Annotated in this window: 13 protein-coding genes; 7 read left to right on the plus strand and 6 right to left on the minus strand. The window is 67.6% G+C overall.

All coding sequences use genetic code 11. The annotated features are described in order from the left end of the window. Positions 1-3: 3 nt before the first annotated feature. Positions 4-2,322: a TonB-dependent hemoglobin/transferrin/lactoferrin family receptor gene (locus KPL74_15890; GenBank protein ID QWT19218.1), complete on the minus strand. Its 2,319-nt coding sequence runs from the start codon at positions 2,320-2,322 to the stop codon at positions 4-6. A 205-nt stretch (positions 2,323-2,527) separates the two neighbouring features. Next, complete coding sequence (gene ugpC / locus KPL74_15895; protein ID QWT19219.1) at positions 2,528-3,622, minus strand: sn-glycerol-3-phosphate ABC transporter ATP-binding protein UgpC; 1,095 nt, start codon at positions 3,620-3,622, stop codon at positions 2,528-2,530. 225 nt (positions 3,623-3,847) lie between these two features. On the opposite strand from ugpC, the gene glk reads away from it, so the two are divergent. Further along, on the plus strand, positions 3,848-4,891 hold the full coding sequence (gene glk / locus KPL74_15900; protein ID QWT19220.1) for a glucokinase: 1,044 nt from the start codon (positions 3,848-3,850) through the stop codon (positions 4,889-4,891). Positions 4,892-5,011: 120 nt separating this feature from the next. Here the strand turns inward: glk and KPL74_15905 are convergent, their stop codons facing one another. The 3 genes from KPL74_15905 to secB form a co-directional block, all read right to left on the minus strand. Then, positions 5,012-7,909, minus strand: coding sequence for a DEAD/DEAH box helicase (locus tag KPL74_15905; protein QWT19221.1), 2,898 nt, complete (start codon positions 7,907-7,909; stop codon positions 5,012-5,014). Between the two features lie 232 nt (positions 7,910-8,141). Beyond that, positions 8,142-9,179: an NAD(P)-dependent glycerol-3-phosphate dehydrogenase gene (locus KPL74_15910; GenBank protein QWT19222.1), complete on the minus strand. Its 1,038-nt coding sequence runs from the start codon at positions 9,177-9,179 to the stop codon at positions 8,142-8,144. A 3-nt stretch (positions 9,180-9,182) separates the two neighbouring features. Continuing rightward, positions 9,183-9,674 carry a protein-export chaperone SecB gene (gene secB, locus KPL74_15915; protein QWT19223.1) on the minus strand — a complete coding sequence of 164 codons (492 nt, stop codon included), beginning with the start codon at positions 9,672-9,674 and terminating at the stop codon, positions 9,183-9,185. Positions 9,675-9,983: 309 nt separating this feature from the next. On the opposite strand from secB, the gene rpmB reads away from it, so the two are divergent. The 3 genes from rpmB (at position 9,984) to KPL74_15930 (ending at position 10,841) form a co-directional block, all read left to right on the plus strand. Then, positions 9,984-10,220 carry a 50S ribosomal protein L28 gene (rpmB, locus tag KPL74_15920; protein ID QWT19224.1) on the plus strand — a complete coding sequence of 79 codons (237 nt, stop codon included), beginning with the start codon at positions 9,984-9,986 and terminating at the stop codon, positions 10,218-10,220. Positions 10,221-10,231: 11 nt separating this feature from the next. Then, on the plus strand, positions 10,232-10,396 hold the full coding sequence (gene rpmG / locus KPL74_15925; protein ID QWT19225.1) for a 50S ribosomal protein L33: 165 nt from the start codon (positions 10,232-10,234) through the stop codon (positions 10,394-10,396). Between the two features lie 67 nt (positions 10,397-10,463). Next, the gene (locus KPL74_15930) at positions 10,464-10,841 is read left to right on the plus strand and encodes a hypothetical protein (GenBank protein ID QWT19226.1); all 378 of its coding nucleotides are present in this window, start codon (positions 10,464-10,466) and stop codon (positions 10,839-10,841) included. 48 nt (positions 10,842-10,889) lie between these two features. Here the strand turns inward: KPL74_15930 and KPL74_15935 are convergent, their stop codons facing one another. Then, a complete protein-coding gene (locus KPL74_15935) occupies positions 10,890-12,083 on the minus strand; it encodes a fatty acid desaturase (protein QWT19227.1) in 1,194 nt (397 codons plus the stop codon). Positions 12,084-12,334: 251 nt separating this feature from the next. Here KPL74_15935 and KPL74_15940 point away from each other — a divergent pair, with 251 nt between their 5' ends. The 3 genes from KPL74_15940 to KPL74_15950 are packed head-to-tail and all read left to right on the plus strand — an operon-like array spanning position 12,335 to position 15,146. Further along, the gene (locus tag KPL74_15940; GenBank protein QWT19228.1) at positions 12,335-13,048 is read left to right on the plus strand and encodes an ABC transporter ATP-binding protein; all 714 of its coding nucleotides are present in this window, start codon (positions 12,335-12,337) and stop codon (positions 13,046-13,048) included. After that, positions 13,045-13,800, plus strand: a complete 756-nt coding sequence (locus KPL74_15945; protein QWT19229.1) for an ABC transporter permease — start codon at positions 13,045-13,047, stop codon at positions 13,798-13,800. The genes KPL74_15940 and KPL74_15945 overlap by 4 nt, the downstream gene beginning before the upstream one ends. Next, positions 13,800-15,146 (plus strand): Gldg family protein, encoded by a 1,347-nt coding sequence (locus tag KPL74_15950; protein ID QWT19230.1) that lies wholly within the window; start codon positions 13,800-13,802, stop codon positions 15,144-15,146. The genes KPL74_15945 and KPL74_15950 overlap by 1 nt, the downstream gene beginning before the upstream one ends. Positions 15,147-15,148 lie beyond the last annotated feature (2 nt).

Below are 15,148 nucleotides of genomic sequence, written 5' to 3' on the forward strand. Positions count from 1 at the left end.
CCGTCAGAAGGTGTAGCGGGCCGAGACCACGAGTGCGCGGCCGGGCATGGTCAGGCGTTCGATCTGCGCGTTGCGTGCCTGGGTGTCGTCGACACCGCCGCCCGTGGCGACGTTGGCCAGCACGCCCCCGTGCAGCGAACCCCAGTCCCAGTACTTGCGATCGGCGATGTTGGTCACGCCGGCCATCAGCTCGAGTGGCTGCCACGGCTTCCAGTGGGCATACAGGTCGAGCGTGGCGTAGCCCGGCGCGCGGAACGCGGTGTCGTCGTCCAGCCGCGACTTGCGCTGCACGCCCTTGCCGATCAACTCGGCACCCCAGGTCTTCGCGTCGTAGGCCACGCCGAGCGTCGCCGTCAGCGGATCGACGCTGTCGAGCGGCGACCAGCCACCCTCGTAGGTCGTCTTGTCGCCACGCGACGCGGCCAGGTTGCCTTCGATGCGCCAGCCCTGCAGCGATGCATCGAGCGCGCCGAGCATGAGCCCGCCCGAGGCTTCCACGCCTTTGATCGTCGCCTTCGGGAAGTTCACCGCCTGCATCACGATCAGCAGGTTCTGGTTGATCGCCCACTGCGGCCATTCGCTGCGAGGCAGGGTGAAGCCGCCATAGATGAAGTTGCGGTAGCGGTTGTAGTACGCGCTGGCGCTGAAGTAACCGAGCTCGCCATTGCCGCGCACGCCGATCTCGATGCCCTTGCTGGTTTCGGGCTTGAGGTTCGGATTCGGCACGATGCCATACAGGCGTGCCGTACCCCAGGCGACGGCCAGCTCGTTGTACAGCGGCGGACGAAAACCCTGGCTGTAATTGCCGAACAGTTCGACGTTGTCGGTCACCGACCAGGTGACGCCGAGCTTGGGCGAGAAGCGATTCTTCTTCACGTCATCGAGCCCCTCCTGCACGAACGAACTCTGGTAGTAGGGATCGTCCTGGTCCGGCTTGAACGCGTAGTGGTCCCAGCGCACGCCGGGCGTGACGCGGAGGCGGCCGTCGAGGAAGGCGAACTCGTCCTGCGCGAACACCGCATATCGGTCCGTGTCGTTGCGCGGGAAGAAACGCAGCGGGTAGTTCTCGGGCATGTACGGCGAGCTGCTCGACGTCACCCCCGTGGCGAGGTTGGTGCCCTGCCCGCCCAGCTGGCCGGTGGGCGTGGTGCGCGAGGCTTCGATGCCATAGGCGATGTGCTGCTGCATGCCGCCGGCGTCGATCGTCTTGCCGAAGACCAGGTGGCCGCCATAGACGCGTTCCTGCAGGTCGCTGAGGTAGAGGCGGTCGTACGTCGCGGCGCGCGACGGTACGTTGGCCAGCGTGCGCGTCTGCGACTCGGTCTCGGACTTCTGCCAGTACACGTCCCATGCGAGCGAGTCGGCGATTCCCATGTCGATGGTCGGGAAGCGCTGGCCGACGGAGACACGCTGGCGGGTGGCGCGGTCGTTGGCGTTGTCGGTGAGCAGGCGCGTCGTGCCGGCCTGGCCGACGGCGCTGAGTACGTTGGTGTCGACGTTGTTGCGATAGAAGTCGGCGGTGACCCGGTCTTCGCGACCGCTGTCGGCCACGTGCACGTATTTCGCCAGGAGGCTCGTGGTGTCCTGGGTCAGCGGGTCCGGTCGCGTACGGGTGTAGTCCTGCGTCGCGACGTCGCCCTTGTTGCCGAGGTCGTGGCCTTCGATGTGGTTGGCTACGATCACCAGCCCGTTGTCCGGGCGGCCGCCAGCCAGCGTAAGCGACGTGCCCAGCGAACGGTCCGCGCTGTCGTAGCGCTCGCGCACCGAGACGTACGTGTCCTTGCCGTCCTTCAGGTAATCGGCCGGGTCCTTCGTGGTGTAGCGCACGGTGCCACCGAGCGAGTCGGACGGGTTCAGCGCGGAGGCGGGGCCGCGGGTGATTTCCACCGCCTTGAGCGTGTCCGGATCGACGAAGCTGCGACCGGCGCGCATGCCGGTGGTCGAGAAGCCGAACGAACTCGACGCCGGGACGCCGTCGGTCAGGATCGACACGCGGTTACCGTCGAGACCACGGATGGTGTAGCTGTCCAGGCCCCAGCGGCCGGCGGTGCCCACCACCGACACGCCCGGCTCGTATTTCACGAGGTCGCGGATGTTGGCGACGAGGTGGCGATCCATCTTCTGGCGGTCGATGACGGTGACCGTGGCCGGCGCGTCGAAGCGTAGCGACGAGCCGATCGCCGTGACCGTGATGCGCGGCAACTCGTCCGCCGTGGTGGCGGCGATGGGTGCGGCGGGCGCGTCGGCGGCCTGTACGGCATGGCCACAGAGCAGCGCCGCACCGACGGCGGCGGTGAGGAGGTTCTTCCTGGAGTGGAACACGTGGATCGTCCTTCGCTAGGGATGCAGCGCGCATGGCGCTGCATATCGGGAGCTTGCGAAGGAGGACGTGCCTCCGGGCTGGCGGCCGGGGTTATCGGGGAGTGGTTCGCCGCCTCTTCACGGGCGGTCAGCGCATAGCTTATTGCGAATGGATCGCATTCGCAATATTAGAGAAATCTCAACCGGCGCGGGCCCGCGCTGCCCGTCAGGCGTCGATGCGGGCCGTGCTCTCGGGGTCGAAGAAGTGCAGGCGTTCGGCATGGAAGCCGAGGCCGACATCCGTGCCGGGCTGGATCGTCGAGTGCGGGGGAACGCGCGAAACGAGTTCTTCGCCGGCGTGGCGCATGTTGAGGAACACTTCGTTGCCCACCGGCTCGACCACTTCCACGTGCGCGCGCAGGCGCTCGTCGATGCCCGCATGGTCGGCGACGGTGAGCAGGTCTTCCGGACGCAGGCCGACCACCAGTGGCTTGTCGATGTAAGCGGCAAGCCCGGGGCTGTCGACGCCGAGCGTGATGCTGCCTTCCTGCATGACCAGCCGCAGTCCGTCTTCGCGACGCAGCGTGCCGTGGAACAGGTTCATCGCCGGGCTACCGAGGAAGCCCGCGACGAACAGGTTGGCCGGCTTGTTGTACAGGTTCATCGGCGTGTCGAGCTGCTGCACGACGCCACCGTTGAGCACGACGATGCGCTGGCCGAGCGTCATCGCTTCGATCTGGTCGTGGGTGACGTACACCATCGTCGCGCCGACGCGGCGATGGATCCGCGCGATTTCCACGCGGGTCGACAGGCGCAGCTTCGCATCGAGGTTGGACAGCGGTTCGTCGAGCAGGAACACCGACGGATCGCGGACCAGCGCACGCCCCAACGCCACGCGCTGGCGCTGGCCACCGGAAAGCGCCGCGGGGCGGTGGTCGAGGCGCTCGTCCAGGCCGAGCATGTCGGAGGCCGTGGCGACGCGCTTGTCGATCTCGGCCTTGTCCACGCCGCGCAGGCGCAGGCCGAAGCCCAGGTTCTCGCGCACCGTCATGTGCGGATAGAGCGCGTAGTTCTGGAACACCATGGCGATGTCGCGATCCTTCGGCGCGACGTCGTTGACCACCCGGTCGCCGATCCGCATCGTGCCGCCGGAAATCGACTCCAGCCCCGCGATCATGCGCAGCAGCGTGGTCTTGCCGCAGCCGGAGGGCCCGACCAGCACCAGCAGTTCGCCGTCGGCGATCTCGAAGCTGGCTTCGTTCAGGGCCACATGGCCGTTGGGGTAAACCTTGCGCACCTTGTCGAGGGTGACCGCTGCCATCATGACTCTCCAATAGAAGCCCGGGCGGGCAGGCGAAGGCGTGCCATCGACCCGGACGATGGGGTATTCTGCCGACGTAATCGTTTACGTCAAAGTGTCGGACCCACGGCCCCCATTCAGGACTCCCCGGCTGTGTCAACGGAGTGAAGAGCAAACCGTCACTAGACGACAGCCCCCGCAAGAGGCAACCTTGCGGGCTTCCGTGACACGACAGGCTTCCCCATCATGGCTAACGTTAGCGCCGCGGCGCCGACCCTGCTCGCCGACCTCGGCGGCACGAACGTGCGGTTTGGCATCGCCCATCCGGAACAAGGGCAGCCCCTCGTCCAGGAAAGCATCCGGCGTTACCACGTGAAGGACTATGCCTCGCTGGCCGACGCCGCGAAGCAGTATTTCAAGGAAACCGGGCACGAAGCCCAGCGCGCCATCATCGCCGCGGCCGGCCGCATCGATAACGGCGAGACGGTCAAGGTCACCAACAACCCCTGGGCCATCTCGGCCAAGAAGCTCGCTGCCGACCTCGACCTCGAGTGGGTCCACCTGGTCAACGACTTCGCCGCCCAGTCCATGGCCGTGATGCTGATGAGCGCGGACAAGGTCGTCGACAAGGACGGCAACACCGAACTCACGCCGGTCGGCAAGGTCGCCGTGCCGCGCATCGGCGGAAAGGACGAGCAGACCTTCGTGGTCGTCGGTCCGGGCACCGGCCTCGGCGTCGGCGGCCTGCTGATCCGTGGCGACAAGGTCAGCGTGCTGCAGACCGAGGGCGGCCACGCCGGCTTCGCGGCCCATAGCGCCGAGGACATCGAGATCCTCAAGGTGCTCAACCTGCGCTACGGCCGTGTCTCCAACGAGCGCCTGATCAGCGGCGGCGGCCTGGTCAACCTGTACGACGCCATCTGCGAGATCTCCGGCCAGAAGCCGGACGAGGGCATCACCCCGGAAGTGGTGACCCAGCGTGCGCTGGATGGCTCCTGCCCGATGTGCCAGCGTGCCGTGGAAACCTTCGCCGGCATCTTCGGCAGCGTCGCCGGCGACCTCGTGCTGACGCTCGGTGCGTGGGACGGTGTTTACCTCACCGGCGGCATGACGCCGATCCTGCTGCCTTGGATCCAGAAGCACTTCCGCGAGCGCTTCGAAGCGAAGGGTCGTTTCCGCGACACGATGGAAAACGTGCCCACCCAGGCGATCATGAATCCCGAGCCGGGCCTGATCGGCGGCGCCGCGCTGGCGATCGTCGAGGCGGGTGGGTCGCCGCTGCGGCGGTAAGCGGTAGGCCTGCGGGGCGTCAATCGCGCGCAGGCGCGCTCCTACACGGTCGCGACACCCGTTGCGCGCTCCTACACGGTTGCGACACCCGCTGTAGGAGCGCGCCTGCGCGCGAGGCTCTTACGCCGAAGGCGCCAGCAACGCATCCAGGTCGCTCTCGTCGAATGACAGCCGCTCACGACTGCCACCGCCCTCGAGCACCGCATCGGCCAGCGCCGCCTTGCGCAACTTCAGCTCTTCGATACGCTCTTCCACCGTGCCCGCGGTGATCAACCGGTAAACGAACACCGGCTTGTCCTGCCCGATGCGATGCGCGCGATCGCTCGCCTGCGCCTCGGCGGCGGGGTTCCACCACGGGTCGTAATGGATGACGGTGTCGGCCGAGGTGAGGTTGAGGCCCACGCCACCCGCTTTCAGCGAGAGCAGGAACAGCGGCACTTCGCCATCCTGGAAACGCTGCACGGGCTCGGCGCGATCGCGGGTTTCGCCGGTGAGCGTGACGTAACTCAGGCGGCGGCGATCGAGCTCGTTGGCGATGAGCTTCAGCATCTCGGTGAACTGGCTGAACAACAACACGCGACGGCCTTCGGCCAATAGCGCGGGCAGCATGTCCATCAGCAGTTCGAACTTCGCCGACTCACGCACGCCACGCGCGGCCTCGAGTTTCACGAGGCGCGGATCGCAGCAGACCTGGCGCAGTTTCAACAGGGCGTCGAGCACCACGATGCCGCTGTGCGCGATGCCACGCTGTGCGATGACCTCGCGCAGTTCTTCGGCCAGCGAAAGCCGCAGGCTTTCGTAGAGATCGCGCTGGCGCGGCTCCATTACGACGCGTCGCGTGATCTCGGTCTTCGCGGGCAGCTCGGAGGCCACCTGTGCCTTCGTGCGGCGCAGGATGAAGGGGGCGATGCGCCGGTTGAGGCGCTCCTGCACGCTCACGTCCTGGTGCTTCTCGATGGGTGCGCGGTAGTGGCGACGGAACGCGCCCTCGTCGCCAAGCAGACCAGGCACCGCCAGGTCGATCTGCGACCACAACTCACCCAGGTGGTTTTCCAGCGGCGTGCCGGTGAGGCACAGGCAGCGCGGGATCTTCAACGCGAGCAGCGCCCGGCGTGCCTGCGTGCGCGGGTTTTTCACCTGCTGCGCTTCGTCCAGCACTACTAGCGAGAACGGCTGCTTCTTCAACGCCTCGACGTCGCGCGGCAACAGCGCGTACGTCGTCAGGATGACGTCGTTCGCGGCCATCCGGGTAAACGTCTCGGCGCGTTGCGGGCCGTGCAGCGCCAGCAGGCGCAGGCTCGGGGCGAAGCGCGCCACTTCGGAGGCCCAGTTCGGCACCAGGCTGGTCGGCACGACGACGAGCGCCGGCGCCTCGAGCTGGCCGGTCTCCTTCAGCGCCAGCAGGTGGGTGATCAGCTGCAGGGTCTTGCCCAGGCCCATGTCGTCGGCAAGCACGCCACCGGTGCCCGCTTCGGCCAGCGCGTTCATCCAGCGCAGGCCATCGCGCTGGTAACCACGCAGCTCGGCGTTCAGGCCCTCGGGCACGGCATCGCTGGCGCGCTCGGCGGCCTCGCGCAGGCGGCGGGTGAAGCCACGCAGGCGCTCGGGTGCCTCGAACGAACCGCCACTGGGCAGGGCCTGGGCGAGCTCTTCAAGGCGGCCCGCCTGCACGCGCGGCAGGTGCAACTGCTGGCGCGGCTTTTCCAGGTATTCGGCGAGCGGCGCGAGCAGGTCGCGCAGCTCTTTCAGGCGCACGGGCACGCGGCGGCGATCATCGACCGGGGCGTACCACACCGAATCTTCCGCTTCGCCCGGCGCGGGGCTGAGGCTCAGCTGGTGCTCGGCAAGCGCCTGGGCGACGGCAGGCAGCAGGTTCACCCGGCGGCCTTCCACCTCGATGCCGATCTCCAGGTCGAAGGCGCGGTCGGCATCGTCTTCGCGAGCCTGTCCGTACCAGTGCACGGGGCCCTCGAGCACTTCGAACGGGAAGCTGGGCGCGTACTCGAGCGCGAAGCCATCGGCTTCCAGCCTCGGTCGCAGCGCCAGCCAACGGGCCGGCGTATTCACCTCGAGCGCACCCGCATAGCCCTTGCCCGGGAAGAGCCAGGCATCTTCCGGCAGGGTGTCGGCCATGTCCCAGGGCAGGCCCTCGGTGTCCACCGCCGGGTTCAGGCCCACGGTCTCCAGGCTTTCCATGCTGGCCAGCTCTTCCGCGCGGCGACGCGCGATCTCGAGCAGCACGCCATTGCGAATGCGCCGGACCAGCGGCTCGCCGCCGCGCCCCGGAAGGCGCTCGCCGGCGTAGTCGAAGGACAGCCGGCCATAGGCCAGCGGCGGCGTGCCGGCGGCCAGGCGAGCGTGCCGGGTGAGCGCGTGCAGGGTCAGGATCGGGCGCGGGGATACCTCTGCGCGGCGCATCTCGCCAAAGACCTGCGGCGGCGGAACGCGGGGGCCCATGGCGGTGTCGCCCAGCCCCGCCACGAACACCGCGGTGCTCTCGGGCGGCAGCGTGGGCAGGTCGAGCCATGCGCTTTCGCCCTCGTCGCCTTCCAGCACGCCGACCTCGGCATGCTCGGCATCGAGGAACCAGAGCGAGCCCACGCGGAACAGCCGCTGGCTGGTGGCGACGTCGGGCAAAAGCTTCTGGCTTCCGTCTTTCTCAAGGCCCCAACGCCAGCGCAACGGCCGTGCCTCGCCCTGCGACAGGCGCAGGCCCGCGACGCCACCGAAGAAGCACGGCGCGGTGGCAAGGACGTCGGCCAGCAACTGGTCGCCGAGGGGCCCGGCAAAACGGGCGTAGCTGCGGCTCTTGCGCAAGGTCTGGGGCAAGCCCAGCACCGTCGCGGCAAGACGTTTCTCATCGACGCTCAGCGTGATGTCGGGCAGGTGACGGGCATCGAGGGGCAGCGGGCGCGTGTACCGGCCGTCCTCGCCCAGGGTGAGCAGGACCGGCGCCACGTCCAGCCGGGCGGCCGGTTCGTGGGCGTCGTTGATACCTTCCAGGAAAAAGCCCAGCACGGAGCGTTCCGCGACCGGCTTGGGCGCAACCCCGCCCAATGCCCGCTGCCATGCGACGGGAATGTCCCCCGCCGGGTCCGCTCGCCTGCGCTTGTCGTCCGGCTGATGCATCCGTATCGGTCCCGCCTGCGCGACCAAAACACGAAGCTTAGCAAAGGCCGCGTGGACTGCCCGTAGGACTTTTTACCCGGGACCGGCCCGGTTCAGCGAAGCGGGAGGTGGGCCGGCGCCGTCAGCCGCGCCGGCCGGCGAACAGGTCGACCGGGTATTCCGCCTTCTGCTCCCGGCCCATCAGGGTCCGGACGCCCTCTTCGGGGGTGACCTCGCCGTGCAACACGGCGCGGACAGCCGCGGAAATCGGCAGGTCCAGGCCGTGGAAGCCCGCCAGGCGCGCGACTTCGTCTGCCGTGACCACGCTTTCCACCACCTGGCCGATCTGCCGCACCGCCTCTTCCAGTGGAATCCCACGACCCAGGGCGAGCCCCAGCCGGCGATTACGCGACAGGTCGCCCGTGCAGGTCAGCACCAGGTCGCCCAGGCCGGCGAGGCCCATCAGGGTCTCGGCGCGTGCGCCCAGGGCGACGCCCAGGCGGAGCATCTCGTTCATGCCACGGGTGATCAGGCCGGCGCGGGCATTGAGGCCCAGCTCCATGCCATCGGCCACGCCGGTCGCCACGGCCAGCACGTTCTTCATCGCCCCGCCCAGCTCGGCGCCGAGGATGTCGTTACCGGTGTAGGCGCGGAAGTTCGGCGCGTGCAGCAGGACTGCCAGCTCCTTGCCGAACGCTTCGTCGGTCGCATGCACGGTGACGGCGCTGGGCAGGCCGGCGGTGACCTCGCGGGCGAACGACGGCCCGGTGACCACGGCCGCGGGACGGCCCGGGAGCTTCTGGTTGACCAGCTCGTGCAGGAACCGGCCAGTACCGGTCTCGAAGCCCTTGGTCGCCCAGGAAATCCGGGCGCCGGGGTCGAGCATCGGCACGATTTCGTCCAGCACCGACGCGAACGCGTGGCTGGGGACGACGATCAGGACGATGCCGGCACCGCGGACGGCGGCGGCCAGGTCGGCCTCGTAGGCCAGCTCGGGCGGCAGGTCCAGGTCGGGCAGGTAGCGCAGGTTGCGCCGGGCCGCGGCCATCTCGGCCAGGGCCACGGCGTCACGACCCCACAGGCGCGTGGGGACGTCGTTACGCGCCAGCAGGGCCGCCAGCGCGGTGCCCCAGGACCCGGCGCCGAGGACGGCGACGGTGGGTCGGGAGGGAGCGGTCACGATTTAGCTGTTGAGCGTGTGGGCACCGACGCCTTCGACCTGCTGGCGCTGCTGTTCGGCGTACAGGGCGTCGAAGTTGATCGGCTGCAGCAGGAACGGCGGGAAACCACCCTCCTGGATCATCGCCGAGACCATCTGGCGGCCGTAGGGGAACAGCAGGTTCGGGCAGTAGGAGCCGAGGATGCCGTCGCGGTCTTCGTCGGTGAAGCCGGCGATGCCGAAAATGCCGGCCTGGTGCACTTCGGCCAGGTAAGCCGTGCGGTCGCCCAGGGCGCAGGTCAGGGTCAGCGACAGGACCACTTCGAACTGGTCGTTGCCCAGGTCGACGGCCTTGTGGCCGAGGTTGAGCTGGACCTGCGGCTGCGCCTCGGTCTCGCCCATTTCCTGGAAGATCTGCGGCGCATTGGGCGCCTCGAACGAAGCGTCCTTGACGTAGATCTTCTGCAGCACGAGCTGCGGCTGGCCGGCCTGGCCGTTGGCGTTAAAGTCTGCCATGGGTCTGTTCCTCGGAAATGGGGCGTCGTGGTTGGGGAGCCGCGCCAGGGGCGCGAAAGCCGGGATTGTTTCACACAACCCACCCGGCCGCACATACCGGCTTGCGTGAAGGTGTAGGAATCTGGGAGAATGCCCGGCTTCCTTATGCCATCCCGCTTTGTCGGGCAGGTCCGTCATGCGATGCGGGCTTCGAAGTGGCGGAAGCGCTCCATTTCCAGCCATCGCTTGGCGTCCCCTACGAAGGGGTAGCCGCTGGGCCGTTGCCGTCCTGGCCAAAGGACGGTCAAAACGAATCTAAAGGAGGCCCACATGGCCCGTAGATGCCAAGTCACCAATAAGGGTGTGCAGACCGGTAACAACGTCTCGCACGCGAACAACAAGACCCGTCGCCGCTGGTTGCCGAACCTGCATGAGCGTCGCTTCTGGGTCGCCAGCGAGAACCGTTGGGTCAAGCTGCGCGTTTCGAACCATGCCCTGCGCACCATCGACAAGAACGGCATCGAAGCCGTGCTGGCCGACCTCCGTGCCCGTGGCGAGAAGATCTAAGGAGTCCGACTATGGCTGGCAAGCGCGACAAGATTCGCCTGATCTCCTCTGCGGGTACCGGGCACTTCTACACCACGGACAAGAACAAGAAGAACACGCCGGAAAAGATGGAGATCAAGAAGTACGATCCCGTCGTCCGTAAGCACGTGATCTACAAGGAAGGCAAGATCAAATAATTGATCTTCGAAAAACCCGCCGGAAGGCGGGTTTTTTTCTCCCGGATACGCGACGGATGCCTTCAGGATGAAACCCTACAGAACAGCCCTGGCGGCGACCTCGCTCGCCGCCGCCTCGATGCTGGCCCACGGCCAGCCCGCGCACCCGCGGTCGATCTGCGACATCGCCGATGCCGATGCGAATGGTGCCCTGACAATCCGGGCACACGTGACGCCGACCATGCACGCCGGCCTGCAGCTCACCGACACAAAGTGTCCGGGAAAGCTTCTCGAGCTGCGGGACAAGGCAGGCGATCCGGCGCAAAAGGACGCGCTGTCCAGGGCCTTCGCGGCGCGCCTTTACGAGCGCCCCTACGCGCTGGTCATCTCGGGACAGGTGCAAACCCTCGATGGACGCCGGGTATTCGTCGCCACCGGGATGGCCTACGAAGCGGGCAACCCATAAAAAAACGCTGCCGGATGGCAGCGTTTCTTCAATCGCAGCGCGGGACGATCACGCCCCGACGGCGGAGTATCCCTTCAGGCGCTGCGCGAACTGCTGCAACGAACGGATGCCGCTTTCTTCGGCTTCGCGGATCCACTGCTGCAAGGCGGTCAGGGCCTTGTCGGCGCCACGCTCTTCCATCAAGGCCACGAGGCGGGCGCGGAAATCGCAGACCGTCTGCAGGGCCGGGCGATTCGCCAGCGCGGCATGCATGCGCTCGCGGGCATCATTGTCGAGCCAGCGGCCACCGTCAGCCAGCGAACGACGCAGGCGGCGCGGGATGGCCTTCATGCGATCGCCCGCCGAACCCATCTCTTCGCGCATGGTCGGCAGGATCACGTTGCGGTAGTAATCCGTCGTCGCCTGGAAGCGCAGGGTCAGCACGCCCTTCAGCGTCTCGGCATCCGGCAGGTGCACGTTCGGGCGGATGTTCAGCGTCGGCGCGACGCGCAACACCTTGGCGAGGCGAACCGCACGCAGGGTGCAGATCGCGGCCCAGCCGATATCGAACTCCCACTTGCGCAGCGCGAACTTCGCCGAGCTGGGGAAGGCGTGGTGGTTGTTGTGCAGCTCTTCACCGCCGATCCAGAAGCCCCACGGCGAGATGTTCGTGGCCGTGTCGCTGCTCTCGAAATTGCGGTAGCCCCACCAGTGGCCGATGCCGTTGACGAAGCCGGCGGCCCAGAACGGAATCCAGAGCATCTGGATCGCCCACAGGGCCATGCCCACCACGCCGAACAGCGAGACATTGATGATGGCCATCAGCACGGGGCCCCAGTACGGGTGCTTGCCGAACAGGCGGCGCTCGAAGAAGTCGTCCGGGGTACCGCGACCGTACTTCTCCATGTCGGCCTTGTTGTAGCTGGCCTCACGGTAGAGCGACACGCCGTCGAGGAAGACCTTCCTGATGCCGAAGACCTGCGGGCTGTGCGGATCTTCCTCGGTCTCGACCTTGGCGTGGTGCTTGCGATGGATCGCGACCCACTCCTTCACGACCATGCCGGTGGTGAGCCAGCCCCAGAAGCGGAAGAAGCCATTGAGCGTCCAATGGAAATCGACGCCGCGGTGGGTGGCGCTACGGTGGTAGTACAGCGTCACCGTGAAGATGGTGAGCTGGGTGACCACGAGCATATAGACCACCATCTCGCCCCACGAAGCGCGGGTGAGGCCGTTGGCCAGGAAGTCGAGCACCGTGTCGAACATCGAGTCGTTACCACCGGGGTAGTGAAGGGAATATACAGGTGTGCAGTCTATATCCGGGATGCCATACCCACCAGCATGGAGTCCGGCAAATTGTGAAGCCCATGGTTGTGGGCCACGTGCCCCTTTCCGCACAATCGCCGGATGAAGACCCCTTACCCCGTTCAGCGATGTGAAATGCGCCGTGCACGATGCCCGCAGGTTCCTGCGCATTGCGCGCCATTCGGCGACATAACCGCATGATCAGGACCGCGTTGCTGAACGTTAAGGGGATTTCCCGACGCCGCGCAGGCCGTCCCGCTGTCACGGACGTCTCTTTTTCCCTGAACCGTGGTGAAGTCCTCGGCCTGCTCGGCGTCAATGGGGCGGGCAAATCCACCACCTTGCAGATGCTCGCGGGCGCCCTGCGTACCGATGCCGGCACGATCTCGCTGGATGGCCAGGACTTCGTGGCGCAACCCGGGATCGCCCGGGGGCTGGTCGGATGGCTGCCCGAGAGCGCACCGCACTGGCCGGAACTCTCGGTCGAGGAACACCTGAAGGCCTTCGCGACGCTTCGTGGGATGTCGCGCGCCGCGGCCCGCGACGCGGCAAGCCGCATCATCGAGCGCCTGCAGCTGGGCGACCTGCGTCGCCGTCTCGCCGGCGTGCTGTCCCAGGGCCAGCGGCAACGGCTTGGCCTGGCCTGCGCACTGGTCCACGAGCCGGCGCTCGTGATCCTCGACGAACCCGCCAACGCGCTGGATCCGGTCCAGGTCGGCGAACTGCGCAAACTGATTCGCGAGCGCGCGGCGGCTGGCAGCGCCGTGATCCTGTCCACCCATGTGCTGGCCGAAGTGGTGGCCGTGTGCGATCGCGTGGCCATCCTGCACGAGGGGCGCCTGCGTCACGACGCCCCGCTGGGTGGCGACGGCGGCAAGGCACTGGATGCCAGCTTCTTCGCGATCGCCACGGGAGCGAGCGCATGAGCCTGGCCGCCATGACCCGTCTCGAACTGCGCCGGCTCGCGGTGCGCCCGCTCGCCTGGGCACTGGCCGCCCTGACCATTGCGTGGCTGGCCTGGACCTTCGTCCTCGGCCTGGGCCAGTTCGTCGGCTTGCAGGTAAAACTCGCCGCCTCGGCCGACGCGCCGGGCTTCACCGACTTCGTCGCGATCCCCCTGCTCGCCGAACTGGTCAAGCTCTCATTCCTTGTCGTGCCGCTGATGACCATGTCGCTGCTGGCCGGCGAACGTCGCACCGGCACCCTATCGCTGCTGGCGTCCACCGGCCTGCCGGCGTGGCGCATCGTGCTGGGCAAATACCTGGCCGTGCTCGCGTGGCTCGGCCTGTGGCTGCTGGCGACCCTGGCCATGCCGCTCATCGTCGGCGGCAGCAGTACGGCGGACTGGGGCAAGCTGGCCGCCGCGACGCTGGGCACCGCATTGATGCTGGCGACGCTGGCCGCGATCGGCCTGGCCTGCTCCGCCGCGACGGCGTTCCCGGCGATCGCCGCTGCGATGGCACTGATCATCACCCTCGCCCTGTGGACCATCGATCGCGGCGCACAGGCCGCCGGCGTCAGTGGCGGCTTCCTCGAATGGCTGACCATGGCCACGCACCTGCAGAACCTGTTGCGCGGGCTGGTCACCTCGGAAGACGTCATCTGGTTCGTCCTCGCCATCGCGCTTGCCCTGGCCCTTGCCATCCGCCGCCTCGGCGGCGAACGGGAGCGCCAGTGATGCGCCGCCTCGACCGCTGGTTCATCGTCATTGGGCTGTTCGTGGCCGCAGGCTGCATCGGCTTCCTCAGCTCCCGCCACGTGTGGACATCCGACTGGACAAGCGGCGCCCGCGCGAGCCTCGCGCCGGAAAGCGTGGCCGTGCTGGCGAAGCTGCCGGGCAAGGTCGACGTCGTCGGCCATCTGTCACCGACGGGCCCGCTGCGCGAGCAGACGGCCGCGATCATCGAGCGCTACAGCCGCGAAAAGAGCGACCTGAAACTGTCCTTCGTCGACCCCGACAAAGACCCGGCGGCATCACGCCAGCTCGGCATCAGTGGCGCGGGCGCCCTCCTGCTTCGCTACCGGGGCCGCGAAGAGCGCGTCGAAAGCCCGATCAACGAGCGCAATCTTTCCAATGCGCTTGAACGACTGGCGCGTGGCGGCGAGCGCGTCGTCGCCTTCGTCACCGGCGACGGCGAACGCCAGGCCGATGGCATCGCCAACGCGGACTACGGCGTATTCATGCGGCAGATGGAACGCCGCGGCATGCGCGCGGTGCCGCTGAATTTCAGCCAGACCCAGGGCGTACCCGAGCACACCGACCTCGTGGTGCTGGCCAGCCCCGTGGCTGGACTGCCCGCGGCGGCCGTCGCCGCACTGGTCGACTACGTGCACGGCGGTGGCAACCTGCTGTGGCTTACCGAGCCTGGCAACAACGACCTGGGCACCGGTGCGCTCGCCGACGTGCTCGGCGTACGCGTCCTGCCTGGCGTACTCGTCGACGGCCAGGGCAGCACGCTCAGCGTGCAGGACCCGCGCATCGTCGTGGTGGCCGACTACCCGTTCCACGCCATTACCCGCGGCTTCCGCGATACGACGCTGTTCCCGCAGGCCTCGGCGCTGGCCCAGGTTTCCGACCACGACTGGGCCGTGGTGCCGTTCCTGCGCTCCGGCGAACGTAGCTGGACCGCCTTTGGTGGCATCGACAACGACAAGCCGTCGACCATCGCATTCCATCCCGAGGCGGGCGAGCTGAAGGGCCCGCTCGACTTCGGCTTCGCGCTGAACCGGTTGTCGCCCAGCCCGGCGAAGGCCGAGCAACGCGCAGTGGTGATCGGCGATGGCGACTTCCTGTCGAACACCTACGTCGGCAACGGTGGCAACCGCGCGCTCGGTGAGCGGATCTTCAACTGGCTGCTGGGCGACGACGTGCTGGTCAACCTGCCTGCGCGCGGCGCACCCGATCGGGTGATCGCACTGTCGCAGGACGGCCTCAGCGCGCTGACCTTCGGTTTCCTCATCGCGCTGCCCGCCCTGCTGCTCGCGACGGGCGGCTTCATCGCCTGGCGCCGCCGGAGGCGCTGAGC

The sequence above is a fragment of the Bacillus sp. NP157 genome (genome assembly GCA_018889975.1).
Lineage (GTDB): Bacteria > Pseudomonadota > Gammaproteobacteria > Xanthomonadales > Rhodanobacteraceae > Luteibacter.

What these genes read in the sequence shown, in the direction of transcription:
- KPL74_15930 (QWT19226.1), top strand. Translation starts at nt 10,464, where the DNA reads ATGAAACCCTACAGAACAGCCCTGGCGGCGACCTCGCTCGCCGCCGCC.
- rpmG (QWT19225.1), top strand. Translation starts at nt 10,232, where the DNA reads ATGGCTGGCAAGCGCGACAAGATTCGCCTGATCTCCTCTGCGGGTACC.
- KPL74_15945 (QWT19229.1), top strand. Translation starts at nt 13,045, where the DNA reads ATGAGCCTGGCCGCCATGACCCGTCTCGAACTGCGCCGGCTCGCGGTG.
- rpmB (QWT19224.1), top strand. Translation starts at nt 9,984, where the DNA reads ATGGCCCGTAGATGCCAAGTCACCAATAAGGGTGTGCAGACCGGTAAC.
- KPL74_15935 (QWT19227.1), bottom strand. Translation starts at nt 12,083, where the DNA reads ATGTTCGACACGGTGCTCGACTTCCTGGCCAACGGCCTCACCCGCGCT.
- glk (QWT19220.1), top strand. Translation starts at nt 3,848, where the DNA reads ATGGCTAACGTTAGCGCCGCGGCGCCGACCCTGCTCGCCGACCTCGGC.
- ugpC (QWT19219.1), bottom strand. Translation starts at nt 3,622, where the DNA reads ATGGCAGCGGTCACCCTCGACAAGGTGCGCAAGGTTTACCCCAACGGC.
- secB (QWT19223.1), bottom strand. Translation starts at nt 9,674, where the DNA reads ATGGCAGACTTTAACGCCAACGGCCAGGCCGGCCAGCCGCAGCTCGTG.
- KPL74_15950 (QWT19230.1), top strand. Translation starts at nt 13,800, where the DNA reads ATGCGCCGCCTCGACCGCTGGTTCATCGTCATTGGGCTGTTCGTGGCC.